This window comes from Yoonia sediminilitoris (assembly GCF_003058085.1).
In the GTDB taxonomy this organism is placed as follows: domain Bacteria; phylum Pseudomonadota; class Alphaproteobacteria; order Rhodobacterales; family Rhodobacteraceae; genus Yoonia; species Yoonia sediminilitoris.
In genome coordinates, this window is record NZ_QBUD01000001.1 from 568,161 (window position 1) to 586,758 (window position 18,598).

General features: G+C 57.8%; 19 protein-coding genes. 15 read left to right on the forward strand and 4 right to left on the reverse strand.

Features of this window, described 5'->3' with window-relative positions:
* Positions 1–23: 23 nt before the first annotated feature.
* Genes C8N45_RS24070 through C8N45_RS02900 form a run of 10 tightly spaced genes read left to right on the forward strand, consistent with a single transcriptional unit; the run spans position 24 to position 9,575 of the window.
* The gene (locus C8N45_RS24070) at positions 24–338 is read left to right on the forward strand and encodes a TRAP transporter large permease subunit (protein ID WP_108384677.1); all 315 of its coding nucleotides are present in this window, start codon (positions 24–26) and stop codon (positions 336–338) included.
* Entirely contained in the window at positions 319–2,409 is a 2,091-nt protein-coding gene (locus tag C8N45_RS02865) for a 3-hydroxyacyl-CoA dehydrogenase NAD-binding domain-containing protein (protein ID WP_108384678.1), read from the forward strand. The genes C8N45_RS24070 and C8N45_RS02865 overlap by 20 nt, the downstream gene beginning before the upstream one ends.
* An 11-nt stretch (positions 2,410–2,420) precedes the next feature.
* Positions 2,421–3,596, forward strand: coding sequence for an acetyl-CoA C-acyltransferase (locus C8N45_RS02870; RefSeq protein ID WP_108384679.1), 1,176 nt, complete (start codon positions 2,421–2,423; stop codon positions 3,594–3,596).
* 12 nt (positions 3,597–3,608) lie between these two features.
* A complete protein-coding gene (locus C8N45_RS02875; RefSeq protein WP_108384680.1) occupies positions 3,609–4,805 on the forward strand; it encodes an acyl-CoA dehydrogenase family protein in 1,197 nt (398 codons plus the stop codon).
* Between the two features lie 9 nt (positions 4,806–4,814).
* A complete protein-coding gene (locus C8N45_RS02880) occupies positions 4,815–5,948 on the forward strand; it encodes an acyl-CoA dehydrogenase family protein (protein ID WP_108384681.1) in 1,134 nt (377 codons plus the stop codon).
* Positions 5,949–5,950: 2 nt separating this feature from the next.
* A complete protein-coding gene (locus tag C8N45_RS02885; protein ID WP_108384682.1) occupies positions 5,951–6,373 on the forward strand; it encodes a PaaI family thioesterase in 423 nt (140 codons plus the stop codon).
* Positions 6,373–6,696, forward strand: coding sequence for a Clp protease/crotonase-like domain-containing protein (locus C8N45_RS02890; RefSeq protein WP_108384683.1), 324 nt, complete (start codon positions 6,373–6,375; stop codon positions 6,694–6,696). The genes C8N45_RS02885 and C8N45_RS02890 overlap by 1 nt, the downstream gene beginning before the upstream one ends.
* Complete coding sequence (locus C8N45_RS23110) at positions 6,693–6,842, forward strand: hypothetical protein (protein WP_168769381.1); 150 nt, start codon at positions 6,693–6,695, stop codon at positions 6,840–6,842. The genes C8N45_RS02890 and C8N45_RS23110 overlap by 4 nt, the downstream gene beginning before the upstream one ends.
* The gene (locus tag C8N45_RS02895) at positions 6,839–8,359 is read left to right on the forward strand and encodes a class I adenylate-forming enzyme family protein (protein WP_245882527.1); all 1,521 of its coding nucleotides are present in this window, start codon (positions 6,839–6,841) and stop codon (positions 8,357–8,359) included. The genes C8N45_RS23110 and C8N45_RS02895 overlap by 4 nt, the downstream gene beginning before the upstream one ends.
* Positions 8,360–8,363: 4 nt before the next feature.
* Positions 8,364–9,575: an acyl-CoA dehydrogenase gene (locus tag C8N45_RS02900; RefSeq protein ID WP_108384684.1), complete on the forward strand. Its 1,212-nt coding sequence runs from the start codon at positions 8,364–8,366 to the stop codon at positions 9,573–9,575.
* A gap of 58 nt (positions 9,576–9,633) precedes the next feature.
* On the opposite strand, the gene C8N45_RS02905 is transcribed toward C8N45_RS02900, so the two are convergent.
* From C8N45_RS02905 to hpaR, 4 genes are all read right to left on the reverse strand, one after another.
* A complete protein-coding gene (locus tag C8N45_RS02905; RefSeq protein WP_114427804.1) occupies positions 9,634–10,248 on the reverse strand; it encodes a hypothetical protein in 615 nt (204 codons plus the stop codon).
* Between the two features lie 81 nt (positions 10,249–10,329).
* Positions 10,330–12,699 carry a calcium-binding protein gene (locus C8N45_RS02910; RefSeq protein WP_108384686.1) on the reverse strand — a complete coding sequence of 790 codons (2,370 nt, stop codon included), beginning with the start codon at positions 12,697–12,699 and terminating at the stop codon, positions 10,330–10,332.
* 214 nt (positions 12,700–12,913) lie between these two features.
* Positions 12,914–13,342 (reverse strand): hypothetical protein, encoded by a 429-nt coding sequence (locus tag C8N45_RS02915; protein WP_133175925.1) that lies wholly within the window; start codon positions 13,340–13,342, stop codon positions 12,914–12,916.
* Between the two features lie 149 nt (positions 13,343–13,491).
* Complete coding sequence (gene hpaR / locus C8N45_RS02920) at positions 13,492–13,929, reverse strand: homoprotocatechuate degradation operon regulator HpaR (protein ID WP_108384688.1); 438 nt, start codon at positions 13,927–13,929, stop codon at positions 13,492–13,494.
* 110 nt (positions 13,930–14,039) lie between these two features.
* Here hpaR and C8N45_RS02925 point away from each other — a divergent pair, with 110 nt between their 5' ends.
* Genes C8N45_RS02925 through hpaH form a run of 5 tightly spaced genes read left to right on the forward strand, consistent with a single transcriptional unit; the run spans position 14,040 to position 18,595 of the window.
* The gene (locus C8N45_RS02925) at positions 14,040–14,429 is read left to right on the forward strand and encodes a 5-carboxymethyl-2-hydroxymuconate Delta-isomerase (protein ID WP_108384689.1); all 390 of its coding nucleotides are present in this window, start codon (positions 14,040–14,042) and stop codon (positions 14,427–14,429) included.
* Complete coding sequence (gene hpaE / locus C8N45_RS02930; RefSeq protein WP_108384690.1) at positions 14,426–15,937, forward strand: 5-carboxymethyl-2-hydroxymuconate semialdehyde dehydrogenase; 1,512 nt, start codon at positions 14,426–14,428, stop codon at positions 15,935–15,937. The genes C8N45_RS02925 and hpaE overlap by 4 nt, the downstream gene beginning before the upstream one ends.
* Positions 15,937–16,920: a 3,4-dihydroxyphenylacetate 2,3-dioxygenase gene (hpaD, locus tag C8N45_RS02935; protein WP_108384691.1), complete on the forward strand. Its 984-nt coding sequence runs from the start codon at positions 15,937–15,939 to the stop codon at positions 16,918–16,920. Before hpaE ends, hpaD begins: the two co-directional genes overlap by 1 nt.
* A 23-nt stretch (positions 16,921–16,943) precedes the next feature.
* Positions 16,944–17,798, forward strand: a complete 855-nt coding sequence (locus C8N45_RS02940) for a fumarylacetoacetate hydrolase family protein (RefSeq protein WP_108385130.1) — start codon at positions 16,944–16,946, stop codon at positions 17,796–17,798.
* The gene (gene hpaH / locus C8N45_RS02945) at positions 17,795–18,595 is read left to right on the forward strand and encodes a 2-oxo-hept-4-ene-1,7-dioate hydratase (RefSeq protein ID WP_108384692.1); all 801 of its coding nucleotides are present in this window, start codon (positions 17,795–17,797) and stop codon (positions 18,593–18,595) included. Before C8N45_RS02940 ends, hpaH begins: the two co-directional genes overlap by 4 nt.
* Positions 18,596–18,598: the final 3 nt, after the last annotated feature.

The window sequence follows — 18,598 nt, forward strand, 5'->3', positions numbered from 1 at the left end:
ATGATCTGCTGCTGTTGCCGTTTATGGTGCCGATCCTCCCGCTGATTGAGACCTACGGTTTTGATCTGCTCTGGTTTGGTGTCGTTGTTATCAGACCGCTCGAGATCGGGCTGATCACGCCGCCTGTCGGGCTGAATGTCTTTGTGATTGCCAATGCCGTCGGCAAACAGGTGCCAGTCGGGATGATCTTTGCATGGATCATCGACAACGAACAGGGGTTCGGGACAGTAGAAATTCCGCATGTTGGAATTCAATTTAGTATATTGAAAACGTACGGCCTTTTCGTCATGCTTCGCGCAACTCGAAAGGCTGATTTTGATGGCGTCTGTCACTTATGAAATCGTGCAGAATGTCGCCACTATCACAGTGGACAATGCGCCGGTAAACGCCTTGTCTCACGCAGTGCGCCAAGGGCTGTCCGATGCCTTTGCGCGGTTTGAAAATGACCCGGACGCGCGCGTTGCGGTGGTTGTTGGGGCGGGGCGGCTGTTTTTGGGCGGTGCCGATATCTCTGAGTTTGGCAAACCCTCACAACCCCCGATTTTGCCTGATGTCATCAACCAGATCGAAGCTTGCAGCAAACCAGTTGTGGCAGGCATCCATGGGGCCGCTCTGGGCGGCGGGCTGGAGGTCGCGCTGGGCGCGCACTACCGCATTGCACGGGCGGGCACCAAGCTGGGATTGCCAGAGGTCAAGCTGGGCCTGTTGCCGGGTGCAGGCGGCACCCAGCGTTTGCCGCGGCTGGTCGGGCTGGACCCTGCGATTGACATGATTACCAGTGGGGCACCGGTCTTGGCGGACAGGGCCCGCGACATCGGGCTGATTGACAGGGTTGATACCGGCAACGACATATGCGCCGCGGCACAGGCTTATGCGCAAGAGTTGTTGCAGACAGGCGCACCTGTCCGCCCTGTCAGTGGCTTGGGGGTCCAACAAGCGGACGAATTGTTGGCGGACCGTCGCGCGAAGCTGGCCAAAACAGCAAGGGGTGAGGTGGCAGCACTTGTGGCGCTGGATGCCGTGGATGCCGCGACAAAATTGCCCTTTGCCGAAGGGCTGGCCGAAGAACGCCGCCTCTTCCTGTACCTGATCGACACGCCGCAGCGCGCGGGCATGATCCATGCGTTCTTTGCCGAACGCGCCGTGGCAAAGCTGCCCGAAATCAAAGGTGTTGCGCCGCGCGGCTTTGCCCGTATCGGTGTGATCGGCGGGGGCACCATGGGCGCAGGGATTGCGACATCGGCGGTGCTGAACAACATGCGCGTCACACTGGTCGAGCGGGATAAGGACGCCGCAGACAGGGCGCATGCCACGATCACCCGCAACCTTGGGTCTGCCATGAAGCGGGGAAAGTTGGATCAGGCTGGATATGACCGGATCCTGAACGACAATTTGCGCACCGTTGTCGGCTATGGGGCCCTGTCCGATGCCGATCTGGTGATCGAAGCCGTTTTTGAAGATATGGCCGTCAAGAAAGAGGTCTTTGCGGAATTGGACCGGGTGCTGCCGCAGGGGGCGATCCTTGCAACAAACACGTCATACCTTGACGTGAACGAAATTGCGGGGGCCACATCGCGGCCCGCTGATGTGATCGGGCTACATTTCTTTTCGCCCGCCCATATCATGAAACTGCTTGAGGTCGTCGTCGCCGACAAGACTGCGCCTGACGTGACAGCGACTGCCTTCGCGCTGGCCAAAACCCTTGGAAAAGCGGCAGTGCGGGCCGGGGTTTGCGACGGTTTCATCGGCAATCGCATTCTTTCGCACTATCGGGCGGCGGCGGACCATATGGTTTTGGACGGCGCCAGCCCCTACCAGATTGACAAGGCCCTGACTGATTTCGGGTTTGCCATGGGCCCCTATCAGGTGTCCGACCTTGCAGGGCTGGATATCGGCTATGCCACGCGGCAACGCAAGTTGGCGACGGCGCATCCGCGCGACCGCGCACCGACATTCGCTGATGCGCTGTTTCACGCGGGCCGTCTTGGGCAGAAAACCGGGCGGGGCTATTACATCTATGACTCAGACAGCCCCAAGGGCCGTTCCGATCCAGAATTAGAGGCCATCGTAACCCAAGCCCGCAGCGATGCAGGGATCACTCCGCGTAGATTCAGCGATGATGAGATCGTGCACCGCTATATGGCCGCGATGGTCAACGAAGGGGCACGTGTCGTGACCGAAGGGATCGCCCAACGCCCCAGCGATGTGGATGTGGTGTTTCTTTATGGCTACGGTTTCCCGCGCTGGCGGGGCGGCCCGATGAAATATGCCGATATGCAGGGGCTTGATGTGATCCTGGCCGATATCCAAGGCTTTGCCAAAGACGACAACCATTTCTGGACCCCTGCACCGCTCCTGACGCAGCTGGTCGCTGAGGGCCGCAATTTCGACAGTCTGAACAAGGCCTGAAGGGAAAACCCATGTCCGACGCTGTTATCGTATCAATCGCACGCACGCCGGTCAGCAAAGCCGGGCGCGGTGCGCTGAATATCACCCACGGGGCTGTGATGGGCGCGCATGTGGCCGCAGCAGCCGTCGAACGCGCGGGCATTGATCCTAGCTTGATCGAAGAAAGCATCTGGGGCTGCGGCTATCCCGAATATGTCACCGGGGGAAATATTGCCCGCCAGATCGTCATTCGGGCCGGTCTGCCGATCAGCGTGGCAGGATCAACTGTCAGCCGATTTTGCGCAAGCGGATTGCAGGCGGTCGCTATGGGCGCGCATATGATCAATCAAGAAGGGGCCAAGGCCGTGCTTGTCGGCGGCATCGAGAGCATTTCGATGGTGCAGCCGCCCGCACGGTCCGCCCGCGAGGCGTGGATTTTGGAGAATAAACCCGAACTCTACATGCCGATGATCGAAACCGCTGACATCGTCGCCGCACGTTACAACATCAGCCGCGACGCCCAAGACGCGCTGGGCCTGCAAAGCCAACAGCGGATGGCCGCAGCACAAGAGGCGGGGCATTTTGACCGCGAGATTGCGCCGATGAACGTCAAGATGGCCGTCAAGGATCGCGAAACAGGAGAGATCAGCGAAGTTGAACATCACTTTGCCAAGGACGAATGCAACCGCCCCTCAACCACCTTGGGGGGTCTGCAAAAACTGGCCCCCGTGCGCGGCCCCGATCAATATATCACTGCTGGCAATGCATCGCAGCTTAGCGATGGCGCGGCGGCGTTGGTGATGATGGACGCGAAAGAAGCCGAACGGCTTGGGCTTGCACCGTTGGGCGCGTTCCGTCGCTTTGCCGTTGCCGGGTGCGAACCGGATGAGATGGGCATTGGTCCCGTCTTTGCGGTGCCCCGTTTGCTGGAACGCGCGGGGCTTGCGGTGGACGATATCGACCTGTGGGAAGTAAACGAAGCTTTTGCAAGTCAGGCGATCTATTGCCGTGACAGGCTGGGGATTGATGATGCGATCTGCAACGTCAATGGTGGCTCTATCGCGATGGGCCATCCCTTTGGGATGACGGGCGCACGGATGAGCGGGCATTTGATGGCCGAGGGTCAGCGACGCGGCGCCAAACTGGGCGTGGCGACGATGTGTATCGCGGGTGGCCAAGGGGCCGCCGGATTGTTTGAAATCTATTAAGAGGAACGTGACATGGATCTGAATTATACGCCGGAACAGCGGGCCTTTCGCGACGAAGTGAACGGTTTCCTCAAGGCGGAACTGCCTACACGTCTTTCTGACAAGGTGCGGCAGGGCAAATCCCTGACCAAGCAGGATCACGAAGAATGGCACGCGATCGTGAATCAGCGCGGTTGGCTTGCATCGAACTGGCCTGTGGAATTTGGCGGCACCGGCTGGGACGCGGTACAGCGCCACATATTCGAGGACGAGCTGACACGCGCGTATGCCCCCCGGATCGTGCCGTTCGGTCTGGCCATGCTAGGGCCGGTTTTGCAGAAGTTCGGGTCGAGGGAACAGCAGGACTATTATCTGCCACGTATTCTGAACGGTGATGACTGGTGGTGTCAGGGCTATTCCGAACCGGGCGCGGGGTCTGACCTTGCGTCTTTGCGCACCTCTGCGGTGCGCGATGGCGATCACTACATCGTCAACGGACAAAAGACATGGACGACGCTGGGCCAGCATGCGAACATGATGTTCTGCCTTGTGCGCACCTCCAAAGAAGGCAAGCCGCAAGAGGGGATTTCCTTTTTGCTGATCGACATGACCACACCGGGAATCGAGGTGCGCCCGATTGTTCTGATCGACGGCGGCGCGGAAGTGAACGAAGTGTTCTTTGACAATGTCAAAGTGCCCTTGGCCAACCGTGTTGGCGAAGAAAACAAGGGCTGGACCTATGCCAAGTATCTGCTCACCCACGAGCGGACCAATATCGCTGGCGTCGGCTTTGCCAACGCAGGGCTTGCGAACCTCAAGCGGATTGCGCAGGCCGAACAATCCGGTGGTCGTCCGCTGATCGAAAACCCGCATTTCGCCGCGCGTATTGCACGTGTCGAAATTGATCTGATGGCCATGTCCACCACCAACTTGCGTGTGATCTCGCAAGCGGCAGCCGGGCAGGCGCCGGGGCCGGAAAGCTCCATGCTCAAGATCAAGGGAACAGTGATCCGCCAGGAAATAAACGCCATGGCGCGCACGGCTGTTGGCCCCTACGCGATGCCTTTCGCCAGCGAGGGGCTGGAAGAAGGCAGCAATCTGGAACCAGTGGGGCCCGATTACGCGGCTCCGGTAACAGGCCAATATCTGAATAACCGCAAGCTGTCGATTTACGGCGGATCGAACGAGATTCAGCGCGCAATCATCAGCAAAGCCATTCTGGAACTCTGAGGCCTGACCATGAATTTTGACCTGACCGACGAACGCCAGATGCTGCAAGACGGGCTGCGGCGGCTTTTGCGCGATAGCTATACCGCCGACGCGCAAAAGATAATTGCAGAGTCCGACACGGGCTATTCACCCAAGATATGGGACAGCTTGGCCGAGATGGGGCTGATCGGTGCGCTTTTCACCGAAAAGCAAGGCGGTTTTGCAGGTGCGGGCTTTGACCTCGCCTTGGTACATGAGGAAATGGGCCGCGTCGGGGCGGTTGACCCATTGATTGACACCGCCGTTCTGGGCGGGGGGCTGATTGCGGCCTGCGGCAATGATGCGCAGAAAGCGTTGGTCGAAGAAGTGATCGCAGGAACCGCACATTTGGCCCTTGCGCATGGTGAACCGACCAGCCGTTTTGATCTGTCGCATGTGCAGACCTCCGCCACGCGCAACAATGACGGCTACGTTCTGGACGGGCGCAAAGCGGTTGTTGTGAATGCGCCCAATGCCGATCATCTGATTGTCAGTGCCCGGACCGCGGGCGATGTGGCGGACAGGGACGGGATCAGTCTGTTCCTTGTGCCGACTGCCACCAAAGGGATTACTTTGCGCAGCTATCCGGTGGTTGGTGGCGGACTGGCTGCCGAGGTCACGCTTGATCAGGGTCAGGTGGATACAGGCGCACTGCTGGGCCCTGAAGGCGCGGCCTTTGATGCGCTTGCCACGGCGCACGCGCGGGCCACGCTGGCGATTTGTGCGGAAGCGCTGGGCCTGATGGAAGCGATCAGGGACCTGACGATTGATTACCTCAAGACGCGCAAGCAATTCGGCGTGCCGATTGGCAAGTTTCAAGTCCTGCAGCACCGCATGGCCGATGTCGCGCTCGAGATTGAGCAGGCGCGCTCGGCGGTCATTAACCTTGCTGGCCATGTTGATGCCGTACCGCAGGTGCGCGACGTTCATGTGAGCGCGACAAAGAACCTGATCGGTACGGTTGCAAGGCAGGTTGTCGAGGAAAGCATCCAGATGCATGGCGGCATCGGGCTGACGGCTGAGTACGAATTGGGTCATTTCGTCAAGCGCCTGACAATGGTCGATCACCGCTTTGGCGACACCATGTATCATCTTGAGCGTTTCATCGCGCTGGCGGTGGCCTGACAATGACACAAGACGGGATCATCCGGGGCGAGACAGGCGCGCAGCGCCTGATCGGCTACGAACTGGACGTCGGGCAGGCTGACAAGCGCGCCCGCTGTCATCTGACGCTGACCGATGCGCACATGAACCGCCATGGGGTCATGCATGGCGGCATCGCGGTTGCGGTGCTTGACAACGCACTCGGTGCCACCGCCAGCCTGACGGTTGACCCGACCGGGCGTGCACCGTTTCTCACCATCTCTCTGACCACGCAATTCATCGCGCCCGCACCGGCAGGCACGGAACTGACGGCAACGGGCCGGATTACGGGCGGCGGAAAATCAACCCTTTTCGCCGAGGCCGACCTCAGGGCTGCCGATGGCACGCTGATTGCAACGGCCGTAGGCGTGTTCAAGCGGGTTCCGCCGGAACGGCTGGGCAACTGATGCCCGCGCTGGCCTGTCTCGAGGACAAGGACGACCGTCTGGTCGTGGTCAATGCGAATACAGCGCAGCGCAACGCATTGATGCCGGAGTATTACGGGGGTCTGCAAGGTGCGCTTGCGCTAGCTGGTCGAGAGGCCCGGACTACATCGGTGATCTTGTGCGGGAAGGGCGGCTTTGCGCAGGGCAGGTCCTTGGCGCATCAGATGGACGTGGAACGTGATGCAATGGCTGCGGCACTTGCCAGTCCCGAAGCTGCCGAGGGAATAGATGCGTTTCTGTCCAAGCGCGCACCTGATTTTGGCAAACCAAGGACCAGATCATGAACGCCCAAGAGGTTTATCCGGTCTTTGACGCAGGCCTCACGCGGGCCTTCGGCTGCCGCTTGCCGATTGTCGTGCAATTGGAGCAAGAGGCCCGCGTCGCGCTTGCGCGGCTCTGGCCCGCACGGGCAATGGGGAATTCATCGTGAAAATCACGCATATTCATGACCTCGTGGCGCGCCAGGCAGTGCAATCCCCGGCTGCCCTGTCGATCATTGATTTTGATGGGCGTACCTATTCCTACGCTGTGCATCAGGCCGCCATTGAACAAGCGGGTGTTATCTTGCGTGACCACGGGGTGCAGCAGGGTGACAGGGTGTTGCTGGTCGCGGAAAACTGCATTGTGGTCACGGCCTTTATCTTTGCTGCCAGCCAGACGGGTGCCATTTGCGTCCCTGTCAATGCACGCATGACTCAGGCCGAACTGGACCGGGTTCTTGACCATGCGACGCCCCGACTGGTGGTCTATACGACGCAAGCCTCGTCAGAGGCTGCGACCCATGCAAAGAGGGCAGTTGCTGCAACGCGCATGACAGACTTTGGTGAATTTGCGCTGATCACGCATAGCGCCAGCAACCCGGTCGATGATGATGAAACAGCCGTTATCCTTTATACCACTGGCACCACAGGCACGCCAAAGGGGGTCATGCTGACCCACGCCAACCTGATCTTTGCGGGCAAGACCTCTGCCAATTTGCGACAAATGACGCCTGAGGACAGGCTTTACGGCGTGTTGCCCCTGAACCATGTGTTCGGACTGGCGTCGATGCTGATGGCAGCAAGCTACTGTGGGGCGTCTGTCCAGCTTGCCACACGTTTTCAGCCCGCGCGGGTTTTCGCGGCGCTGAGCGATGGTGTAACCATCTTTCCCGGTGTGCCGCAAATGCACGCGCTTCTGATGCAATATACCCATGAACAAGGGTTGGAACGGCTTGAGAACAGCAAGCTGCATTATGTATCTTCGGGTGCTGCACCGCTGGATCCGGCATGGAAGCGCAAGGCCGAGGCCTTTTATGGCATCGCATTGCAGAACGGTTATGGTATGACCGAAAGCACCGCAGGCATTTGTGGGACCCGTAATCCAAAGGGTCTTGCCGATACCAGTGTCGGCCCGGCTTTGCCCGGCATCAAGATCAAGCTTGACCTGAACGTTGGTGCACAAGGCGATGATATGACTGGCGAAATTCTGACCCATGGACCGCATGTGATGAAAGGCTATTTCAGAAATATGGTCGAGACCGCCAAGGTTATTGATGAAGATGGCTGGCTGCGCACCGGCGATCTGGGGGCAATCGACGCGCAAGGTCAACTGCATGTGGTCGGGCGCTGCAAGGAACTCATCATCAGAAGCGGGTTCAACGTCTACCCGCCAGAGGTCGAAGCAGCCCTGAATGATGACCCCGATGTGATTCAATCGGCGGTCATCGGGCGCGCGGTTGAGGGCAGCAACGAGGAAATCCTTGCCTTTGTCCAATGCGCTGATCCGGCGGCGATTGATCTGGTCAGGTTAGAGGCACTGGCGGCTTCCCGGCTGGCCAGTTACAAACGCCCGTCTCGTATTATTCCTGTCACCGCGCTGCCGGCTGCGGCGACCGGGAAGATACTCAAGCATAAACTGCTTTCCACATTCGCCACCCTGTTGGCCGAAACACATCCAAAGGACTGATAAAATGGCAAAAGACCTCGCTGGACATGGCCCCGACCTTGGCCCATTTGACTGGGCTGACGCGCTGCGGCTAAACGATCAACTGACCGAAGACGAGCGGATGCTGCGCGACGCGGCCCAGACATTTGCGCAGCAGCAATTGCAGCCGCGCGTGCTTGAGGCCTATCGCAACGAAACAAGTGCGCCCGAGATTTTTCGCGAAATGGGCGATGCGGGCCTGCTGGGTGTGACCATCCCGGAAGAATACGGCGGTCTGGGCGCATCCTATGTCACCTACGGGCTGATCGCCCGCGAGGTTGAGCGGGTCGATAGCGGTTACCGGTCGATGATGAGCGTGCAATCATCGCTGGTGATGTATCCGATCCATGCTTACGGTTCAGAAGAACAGCGCCGGAAATACCTGCCCAAACTGGTGACAGGTGAATTCATTGGCTGTTTTGGCCTGACCGAACCGGACGCAGGCTCTGACCCGGCGGGCATGAAGACAACGGCGAAAAAGACCGCAGACGGCTATGTGCTGAACGGGTCGAAAATGTGGATTTCCAATGCACCTTTTGCGGATGTCTTTGTGGTCTGGGCCAAGTCAGAGTCGCATGGCGGCAAGATCCGCGGCTTTGTCCTTGAAAAAGGAATGGATGGCCTGTCCGCGCCCAAGATCGAAGGCAAACTGTCATTGCGGGCCTCGACCACGGGCGAAATCGTGATGAAGGACGTGGCGGTGGGCGAAGATGCACTGCTGCCTGGTGTGGAAGGATTGAAGGGGCCGTTTGGCTGCTTGAACCGCGCGCGTTACGGCATCGCGTGGGGTGTGATGGGGGCGGCTGAATTCTGTTTCCACGCCGCGCGCCAATACGGGCTCGACCGCAAGCAATTCAACAAACCGCTGGCCCAAACGCAGCTATTCCAGAAAAAGCTTGCCGATATGGAAACGGAAATAGCGCTGGGCCTGCAATCAGCCTTGCGCGTAGGACAGTTGATGGACGCAGGCCACGCCGCGCCCGAGATGATTTCGCTGATCAAACGCAACAACTGTGGCAAGGCGTTGGACATTGCCCGCCATTCCCGCGACATGCACGGCGGTAACGGGATTGCCGATGAATTCCACATCATGCGCCATATGGTGAACCTTGAAACAGTGAATACCTATGAAGGCACCCATGATGTACATGCGCTGATTCTTGGGCGTGCGATCACGGGGCTTCAGGCATTCTTTTAGCGCCTATGACAATGCGCGCAGGGTCAAAAGCCTTTTTCCCTGCGCGTCTGTTTGGCGTCTAGCGCTCGGCAGCAAACACGCCGGTAAAGAATTCAGCTCCGACAAGCCCGTCTGCAAACCCGGCTACACCGCCAATGGGATCGGTGCCATTCGCGATGATATCGCCTTCAAGCGCGATGGATGTCGCATAGTCGGTGCCGCCGTTTGAAAGCGTTCCATCAAGGTTTGTCGAAACCTGCGAGACCCCCGGTAGCGGATCTTGGTCCAGCAGGCCCGCCCCGGTCAGGTCGCCCGTATAGGCCCCGTCGGTTTCATGAAAGAAGTTGGTCGCTGTGCTGTCGATGGTGTTGGTGTCAAAGGCCGCTTCAACCGTCAACTGACCAATCAACGTGCTTCCGCCCACGTCGCCCGAGATGAACCCATCGTAGGTCGCACTGCCAACGTCGGGAATATCGGCCTCGTCTGCGGGCATAATGCCGGGCAGCAACAGGCCGTTTGCGTCGGTGTATTTATCCTGCAACGCGTCACCATCCACGATGATGTCCGCAAATGAGGTATAGCCTGCGGGCGGCGTGGGCACGACCGGCGTCGTCGTCGAGCTAGAATTATTGTCGCACCCGGCCAGCAAGACTGCAATGCTGGTAGTGGCAAGGATACGTGTGCTGATTTTCATGGTCTTGTCCTTTCTCGTCATAGGGTTGCGGCGTTTCGCATCAGCCTTTGCAGCATGTCGCGAAACGCCGGAGTGTCAGCATCACGCGAACAGCATGCCGTCGTCAGGGATGAAGTCTTCAATGGTGATGTCGGTGAAATCCACGTTGCGCAGGATCATGCGATCACTGCCCGCCTGCAAAATCGCACCTGTGGTCCGGTAGTCGGAAATCGTGATTTCGCTAAAGTCGATCCCGTCAAGCTGGATCATGTCCTCGCCATCGGTGTAGTCATAGACGATATCCAAACCGGTGCCTTCGGCAAAGACGAACACATCCGCGTCGGCCCCGCCGGTCAGCCGGTCCAGACCAGAGCCACCATCCAGTACGTCTTCGCCGGCCAGACCATATAGATAGTCATTGCCTGCAAGACCCAGAATGACATCGCTGTCGTCTGTCCCGGTCAGCACATCCGGCCCTGCAGTTCCGACGATGGTGTCATCATCGCCTGGTTCACCTGGTCCGGGGTTCGTGATCAGGAAACTGTCCGAAATGCTCAGCCCCTCGCCGGGATCAACCTCTGCACCGACGCCAAGCGCTGCAGCCACGCCCGTCAGCGTTGCCACCAGTTCACCGTCAACGGACACTGTCAGGTCATCGCCGGACACGCCCTGCGAAATCAGCGCGCGGTCCTCGACGCTATCGATATTGAACCCTGCAAGCGCGTCGAAGCCGATCAGGCCCAGCTTATCCACGCCGACTTCAAAATCGGCAACCACGCTGGCGGTGATGACATCCGTGACCGAAGTGCCGTAGGACAGGACAAACAGATCTTCTCCGGCGCCGCCGGTAAAGCTGTTTGATCCGATGCCAACCAGAAAGTCCGATCCTTCGGTGCCGGTGATTTCTGCGCCAACCTCGTGCAGGGTGACTTCTTCGTAGTCCATCACAAGTTCGGTGCTGTAAATCGTGGCCGGTTTGACATCACCCTTGATATAAAAGGCGATGTCGAAATCGTCGGTCAGGTTCAGACCGTTCGCGGACACTGTGCCCGCATTGTTTTGCCACCCTGCGCTGATTTCGAGTGGGGAAATGGGGGTGGCCCAGTCCAGCAAATTAATAACAGTCTGCGTTTCGGCCCCGACCTCGTATTTCACTTCGGCACTTGTGATGGGCAAAGGATCACTGGGGTCAATCGGAATAACAACACCGGGCAGATCCTGCCCATATTTGTCCGGTTTTAGGCGCCAGCGGGGGCCAGTTACATAAGTGTCACCGTCAAGCTCCGGCTCGAACGGCTCGCGGTCCATGGTGGTGTACCATGCGTTGGTAAAGCCCAGTTCAAGGTCCGACGACATTGCGCCAATCTGGTCCAGCAACGTGCCTGTAACGGCATCGGCCAGCATTGTGTCGCGCAGGATCGTGCCCGCAGGATAAAGCGTGCCATCACCAGCATAGTAATCGTCGGTTGTGGCCCAGACTGTGCGGCCAATGTCGCCGTCATAATCGGTGATCACCTCGTAGGTGGGCAGGGTCCCGATTGCGGATTCATTTTCGAAATCTTCGGGGCGGATCTGATCGTTGGGGTTGTTGGTGATGGTGTGGTGAACGACAAGTTCGGCTGCCGTGACCCGGAACAGCGATTTCAACTCGCTGAGGGGGTCAGTCTCTTTCCATTCTTCAGGCAGAGGCAGCTGTGCTTCGATCCTTACATCATTGGGACGCTTGACCGCGTTACCCCAGCGATACAGCAGTTTGCCGTCGTCTTTCATTGTGACGGAATAATCGGTGCTATAGGCGATGTCGTATTCAATCGTGGATTCATTGGGATTGAGCAGGTCCTTGATATCCACCACGCCATCAAGATTGACATCATCAACCGTCACCCCTTCGACAGCGCCCGACAACAGATCGGCCACATATTGCCCGTCATAATCAGGGTTCTGGCTGAGCAGGATCAGGTTGTCGTCCAGCGGATAGACCGCATCGGGATCACCGGGATATTTCTGGTCAGAAAGGACATTCTGCATGACCGAATAATGTTCGGTCGAGGCTTTGACCGTGTTGTCACCAAGACCGGTCAACCACGTGCCCAGAACGGCAGGGGTTTTGAAAACATCTGTCGGTGCATCGGAAATGACAAGGCCGGTCTGCACATCACCGATGATAAGATCACCGGCCCAGCCTTCGGTGTAGGAGAGGTCAATTGTCTTCTGTTCCGCCCCCGAAAAATCGGTCACGTTGAAGCCGAACTCGCTATCGATCGGATAAAGTGTCACCCCGTCCTTGGTAACTTTGGTGCCGTTTGCGCCACTGAAGTCAATGAAGTTTGCACCATCATCACCCTGCGTCTGACCATCAAATGTTGCCGTGATGTCCGCGGTGCTAAAGACATGTATCGCAGTATAGTCGGGCGACGTATTCAACGGTTGGTCAAAGTCCTGAACGTTCCCCGGGTTGATTGGCGTTGCCATATTGTTTTCTCCTTCCGATCACTCGTTTTTTGGCGATGCAGCCGCCGGATGTGGCTTACATTCCGAAATCATAATGTGACGCGGGGGGGGGAGCGATTGATTTTGGTCAATTGTGGGCGGGACCATCGCCAGAAATACAAAGATGTTTTCGCGACGATCTCGTCATGTAACCATGATCAAACCGCCAACCCCTTTTGCTGCGTCAAAGACAAACTCAAGAACCCGAAGACTGCCGGTTCTGGTTTTGGTTCTGATTGCGGTTCCGGTTCTGGTTTCCGGGTTCCTCATCATCTGGCGGGGTGACGTCGTCATCGCCCCCGTCATCAGGGGTATCGGGTTCGTCATCTGTGTCCGAGCCACTTTCCGAGACGCTGTCCGGCCCATTATCATAGTCGATCGGTCCAAAAATGGCGCTTTGTAGCACATTGCCAGTTTGTGGCTCGGTGCCAATTTGCGGACAAATGGGCAGGTCGACCGTATAGGCACCGCCAATGGGGGTATCGATCGGCCGACAATCCGGGTTGCCATATTTATCGAACACCGGCTCTGCATAAATCGGGCGCGGTACCGGTTCTGGTGCGCAACCGCTTGCTATCGTGAGTGCGACAATACCGAGAACAATGCTCAATCGTGTCCTTTTCATTTTCATCCCCTCCATTCATTCCAAACTTGCGATCACGGGCATTGGGCCTGCGGTTGCACCTTGAAAATGCATGGGTGGGATGGGCTTAGCTTGATATTTGTCAAAATCCGAAAGATGGAAACTGTTCAGGACAACTGCCGATACAGGAGCTAGTCCTGTGCGTCAGGGTCCAGCATGGCCAGCAGATCAAGCAACTGTTCGTAGTTTTCATGACCGAGGCGGCTTTGGAAGCCCGCGACAATCCCCGCGGCGTGCTCGGTATGATCATCAATGATGTTCTGACCCGCCTGCGTGATTGCGATCATCTGGCGGCGCCTGTCAACATTGTCCCGGGTTTGGGTGATCAGCCCCTTGTCACGCATCGCAGTCGCGATCCGGGTCAGGCTGGGAAACAGCAGACTGGCGCGATCCGCCAGCGTCGTTGAATCCATTGATCCGTGCTCGGCCAAAACACGCAATACGCGCCACTGCTGTTCAGTGATGCCGGTCTCGCCCAGCATTTCGCGGATCGGCGCCATGACACCTTCGCGCGCCCGCAACAGCGCTATCGGCAGTGATCGCTTGGTAGATGGAAGCTGCTTGGTCATGCGATGGCCTGACTTGGTTCTGTCCGCTATAGTCTGTGCTGCCAAGACGGTGTTGACAATAGAAGTGGCGAATAATTAACATCGCAATAATTAATTTGTTAGGTAAATACATGCCGCACTTCGAAATCCAGTATTCGGGCAACCTCGAAGAGGTCGTTGATATTGGTGCGCTATGCGAAGCCATCCGCGCAGAGGCGGCTTCAATCGCGACCTTCCCGATGCCCGGTATCCGGGTGCGCGCAGTACGTGTCGACCATTACGCCATTGCGGATGGAAACCCCAAGCATGGGTTTCTGGATGTGTCCGTGCGTCTGCGAGAGGGGCGGCCGGACGACGTGAAAAAGGATGCGATACAGCGTGTCTTTGACAGGGCGAAGCGTTTCCTCGCACCGGCGATGGCAACCCATTCTATCGCGCTCTCGGCTGAAATGCGCGACATCAACGCGGCACTTTCGCCCAAATGCGGTACGATCCGCGCCCATCTGGAGAATACAGAATGACGGTTTTGGCCGAAAACATCCAAAAACTTGACAGCTATCTGGCGCGCTTTCGCGAAAGGGGAATTTTGAACCGGATTGCCGGACAGGATAAGGCAGGCGAAGCCGGGCTGTTTGAAACGCGGTCCCCCGTTGACAAGAGCCTGATCTCTCAGGTGGCACAGGGTGGCGCTGCTGACATTGATGCCGCGGCAGGCGCTGCATCAGATGCATTTGCCGCGTGGCGCGATTTGCCAGCCACGCAGCGCCGCAACATCCTGATCCGCATTGCCGAAGGGATCGAGGCGCGCGCCGAGGAAATCGCGCTGTGTGAATGTTGGGACACCGGCCAGGCCAACAGGTTCATGTCCAAGGCCGCCCTGCGCGGGGCCGAAAATTTCCGCTATTTTGCTGATCAGGTCGTGCAGGCCCGTGATGGCCAACATCTGAAATCGCCGACATTGATGAATGTCACCACACGGGTTCCGATTGGCCCAGTGGGGGTCATCACGCCGTGGAACACACCATTCATGCTGTCGACCTGGAAAATCGCCCCGGCTCTGGCTGCCGGTTGTACTGTCGTCCATAAGCCTGCCGAGGCATCGCCCCTGACCGCGCGATTGCTTGTCGAGATCGCCGAAGAGGCAGGGCTGCCGCCCGGGGTGTTGAACACTGTAAACGGCTTTGGCGAAGAGGCCGGTAAGGCGCTGTGCGCACACCCCAAGATCAAGGCGGTCGCCTTCGTCGGCGAATCCCGTACCGGCAGCCTGATCATTAAACAGGGGGCCGATACGCTCAAACGCAATCATCTTGAACTTGGCGGCAAGAACCCTGTCATTGTTTTTGATGATGCGGACCTTGAGCGCGCGCTCGATGCGGTGATCTTCATGATCTATTCGATCAACGGTGAACGCTGCACCTCGTCCTCGCGGCTGCTGGTGCAGGATACGATACGCGAGGAATTCGAGGCCAAGCTGGTTGAACGGGTCAACAACATCAAAGTTGGCCACCCGCTCGATCCCAAGACCGAAATCGGCCCGCTTGTGACCGAAGAACACTTCAATAAGGTCACCAGCTATTTCGACATCGCTAAAGAAGACGGCGCGACCGTCGCAGCAGGCGGCGTGACAGTGGGCGACGCAGGTTATTTCGTGCGACCGACGCTGTTCACCGGTGCCAATAACCGGATGCGCATCGCGCAGGAGGAAATCTTTGGCCCGGTTCTGACCTCTATCCCGTTTTCAACGGAAGAAGAGGCGTTGCAGATTGCCAATGACATCCCCTACGGCTTGACCGGCTACGTCTGGACCAATGATCTGACCCGCGCGCTGCGGTTCACCGACAAGCTGGAGGCCGGGATGATATGGGTGAATTCCGAGAACGTCCGCCACCTGCCGACCCCGTTTGGTGGCGTCAAAGCCAGCGGTATCGGTCGTGACGGCGGGGACTGGTCGTTTGAGTTCTACATGGAACAAAAACACATTGGATTTGCCACAGGTCAGCACAAGATCGCAAAACTGGGAGCCCTCTGATGCCTGTCCCCGCACCGAACCTTTACCCCGATTTCAATACGATCCGCCTGTCCCACGTGTGCCTGAACGTCAAAGACCTTGCCGCAAGCAAAGCCTTCTATACCGAGATCCTCGGCCTGCAAATCACGGACGAAGATGACAGCTGCATCTATCTGCGCGCAATGGAGGAACGCGGCCATCATTGCGTGATCTTGCAGCAGTCGGACAAGCCCGGCACGGTCGAGGTGATGGGATTCAAAACCTTTGATGATGACGATCTTGACCGGGCAGAGGCTTATTTCCAGCAAAAGGGCCGCCCGACCGCATGGGTGCAACGCGCCTATCAGGGCCGGACCTTGCTGACGTCGGACAACATGGGCATTCCGCTCGAATTCTATCACCAGATGGACCGTCTGCCGCCGATCCACCAGCAATATGCGCTTTACCGTGGCGTCAAACCGCTGCGGATTGATCATTTCAACTGCTTTAGCCATGACGTGGATGCGTCGGTTGCATTCTATTCCGACTTTGGGTTCAGGGTCACCGAATATACCGAAGATGAAGACAGCAAAAAGCTCTGGGCGGCGTGGATGCATCGCAAGGGCGGTGTGCATGACATGGCCTTTACCAACGGCATCGGCCCGCGCATGCACCATGTAGCATTCTGGGTGCCAACGCCGCTCAACATCATCGACCTGCTTGATCTGATGGCGACGACTGGCCATGTCAGCAACATCGAACGCGGGCCGGGGCGGCACGGGATATCGAACGCGTTCTTCCTCTATATCCTTGATCCTGATGGCCATCGGATCGAAATTTACTGCTCAGACTATCAAACCGTGGACCCTGATCTTGAACCGATCAAATGGGATCTCAAGGACCCGCAGCGCCAAACGCTTTGGGGGGCGCCTGCGCCGAAAAGCTGGTTCGAGCACGGCACAAAATTCGTCGGGGTTGAGACAAAGAACTCCGGGCTGGGTGCAAGTCCGATCATCGCCCCATGAACCCCGACCAAGGAGCAGGAAAAATGCGTTTCGCAAGCTACACAGCCCAAGGGCAGCCGTTTTACGGGGCCGTGACCGACAGCGGCATGATCGCCCTGAATGCGTCCTGCCCGCAGTGGCCGACCTTGTTTGATGCCGTGCAGGAAAATGGGCTTGGGGTTTTGGCACAAAAGGCAGAGGGCCAACCCGTTACCCACACTGATTTTGAATTCGATATGGTCCTGCCGAATGCGCAGCGCATCCTGTGTGTCGGCGTCAATTTCCCCGACCGGAATGCCGAGTACAAGGATGGTAGCGAGGCACCGAAATATATGTCGCTGTTTCCGCGCTTTGCCAGCGGTTTTACCGGACACAACCGGCCACTGATCCGCCCGCCGGAAAACCATACGCTAGATTATGAAGGCGAAGTGGCGATCGTGATTGGCAAAAGGGGCAGGCGCATTGCACAGGCGAATGCCTATGATCACATCGCAGCCCTGACGATCTGCAACGAAGGCACCATCCGCGACTGGGTCCGTCATGCGAAATTCAATGTAACTCAAGGAAAGAACTGGGATAACTCTGCTGCGATGGGTCCTTGGCTGGTGCCCTTTACCGATGCTGCACAGCTTGATGATGCGCGCATCATTACCCGCGTGAACGGTGAAGTCAGGCAAGATGATGTGCTGTCGCGGATGATGCATCCGATCCGGCGGGAAATCGAATATATTTCGACTTTCATGACGCTGCAACCGGGCGACATCATTGTAACAGGCACACCGACAGGGGCAGGTGCGCGCCTCGATCCGCCGCAATATCTCAAACCCGGTGACGTGGTCGAGGTCGAGGTGAACGGCATCGGCACCCTGCGCAACCCCGTCGCGGACGAAACGGCATGACCCCTGACGATCATGAAAAAGCCGCTGCCGACCTTCTGTATGCCGAACAGAACGGCGATCAAATCGGGCTTCTCAGTCTGCGGTATCCCGACATGGGGATGGATGATGCCTATGCCATCCAGAATGCGATTTACCGTACCAAGCTGGAGGCGGGCCGCCATGTTATCGGCTGGAAAATCGGGCTGACGTCAAAGGCGATGCAATATGCCCTGAATATCGACGTGCCCGACAGCGGTATCCTGTTTGACGATATGCTGTTCGAGAGTGGCGCGACGGTGCCTGCAGGGCGCTTTATCCAGCCAAGGGTCGAAGCGGAAATCGCCTTTGTGATGAAGGCACCACTGGGTGGTGCGGATGTGACGCGCGACGATGTGCTGGTCGCAACTGACTATGTGGCCCCATCGCTTGAAATCCTTGATACGCGCATCCTGCGCGTTGATCCCGGGACCAAGGCGCCGCGGACGGTCTTTGATACCATTAGCGATAACGCCGCAAACGCAGGTATCGTTCTTGGACCACAAAAACACGCCGTTGATGCGTTTGATCTCCGCTGGGTCGGGGCAATCACCTCACGCAATGATGAGGTTGAAGAAACCGGCCTTGGGGCGGGTGTACTTAACGACCCGGTGGAAAGCGTGGTTTGGCTTGCGCGGCGCATGGCGCAATATGGCCAAAGCATTGCACCTGGGCATATCATCCTGTCGGGCAGCTTCATTCGGCCTGTCGAGTGTTCATCCCGGACAGAGATCGTCGCTGATTTCGCTGACTTCGGACGCGTTGAAATCACATTCGCATAGCAG

What these genes read in the sequence shown, in the direction of transcription:
- C8N45_RS24070 (WP_108384677.1), top strand. Translation starts at nt 24, where the DNA reads ATGGTGCCGATCCTCCCGCTGATTGAGACCTACGGTTTTGATCTGCTC.
- C8N45_RS02865 (WP_108384678.1), top strand. Translation starts at nt 319, where the DNA reads ATGGCGTCTGTCACTTATGAAATCGTGCAGAATGTCGCCACTATCACA.
- C8N45_RS02870 (WP_108384679.1), top strand. Translation starts at nt 2,421, where the DNA reads ATGTCCGACGCTGTTATCGTATCAATCGCACGCACGCCGGTCAGCAAA.
- C8N45_RS02875 (WP_108384680.1), top strand. Translation starts at nt 3,609, where the DNA reads ATGGATCTGAATTATACGCCGGAACAGCGGGCCTTTCGCGACGAAGTG.
- C8N45_RS02880 (WP_108384681.1), top strand. Translation starts at nt 4,815, where the DNA reads ATGAATTTTGACCTGACCGACGAACGCCAGATGCTGCAAGACGGGCTG.
- C8N45_RS02885 (WP_108384682.1), top strand. Translation starts at nt 5,951, where the DNA reads ATGACACAAGACGGGATCATCCGGGGCGAGACAGGCGCGCAGCGCCTG.
- C8N45_RS02890 (WP_108384683.1), top strand. Translation starts at nt 6,373, where the DNA reads ATGCCCGCGCTGGCCTGTCTCGAGGACAAGGACGACCGTCTGGTCGTG.
- C8N45_RS23110 (WP_168769381.1), top strand. Translation starts at nt 6,693, where the DNA reads ATGAACGCCCAAGAGGTTTATCCGGTCTTTGACGCAGGCCTCACGCGG.
- C8N45_RS02900 (WP_108384684.1), top strand. Translation starts at nt 8,364, where the DNA reads ATGGCAAAAGACCTCGCTGGACATGGCCCCGACCTTGGCCCATTTGAC.
- C8N45_RS02905 (WP_114427804.1), bottom strand. Translation starts at nt 10,248, where the DNA reads ATGAAAATCAGCACACGTATCCTTGCCACTACCAGCATTGCAGTCTTG.
- C8N45_RS02910 (WP_108384686.1), bottom strand. Translation starts at nt 12,699, where the DNA reads ATGGCAACGCCAATCAACCCGGGGAACGTTCAGGACTTTGACCAACCG.
- C8N45_RS02915 (WP_133175925.1), bottom strand. Translation starts at nt 13,342, where the DNA reads ATGAAAAGGACACGATTGAGCATTGTTCTCGGTATTGTCGCACTCACG.
- hpaR (WP_108384688.1), bottom strand. Translation starts at nt 13,929, where the DNA reads ATGACCAAGCAGCTTCCATCTACCAAGCGATCACTGCCGATAGCGCTG.
- C8N45_RS02925 (WP_108384689.1), top strand. Translation starts at nt 14,040, where the DNA reads ATGCCGCACTTCGAAATCCAGTATTCGGGCAACCTCGAAGAGGTCGTT.
- hpaE (WP_108384690.1), top strand. Translation starts at nt 14,426, where the DNA reads ATGACGGTTTTGGCCGAAAACATCCAAAAACTTGACAGCTATCTGGCG.
- hpaD (WP_108384691.1), top strand. Translation starts at nt 15,937, where the DNA reads ATGCCTGTCCCCGCACCGAACCTTTACCCCGATTTCAATACGATCCGC.
- C8N45_RS02940 (WP_108385130.1), top strand. Translation starts at nt 16,944, where the DNA reads ATGCGTTTCGCAAGCTACACAGCCCAAGGGCAGCCGTTTTACGGGGCC.
- hpaH (WP_108384692.1), top strand. Translation starts at nt 17,795, where the DNA reads ATGACCCCTGACGATCATGAAAAAGCCGCTGCCGACCTTCTGTATGCC.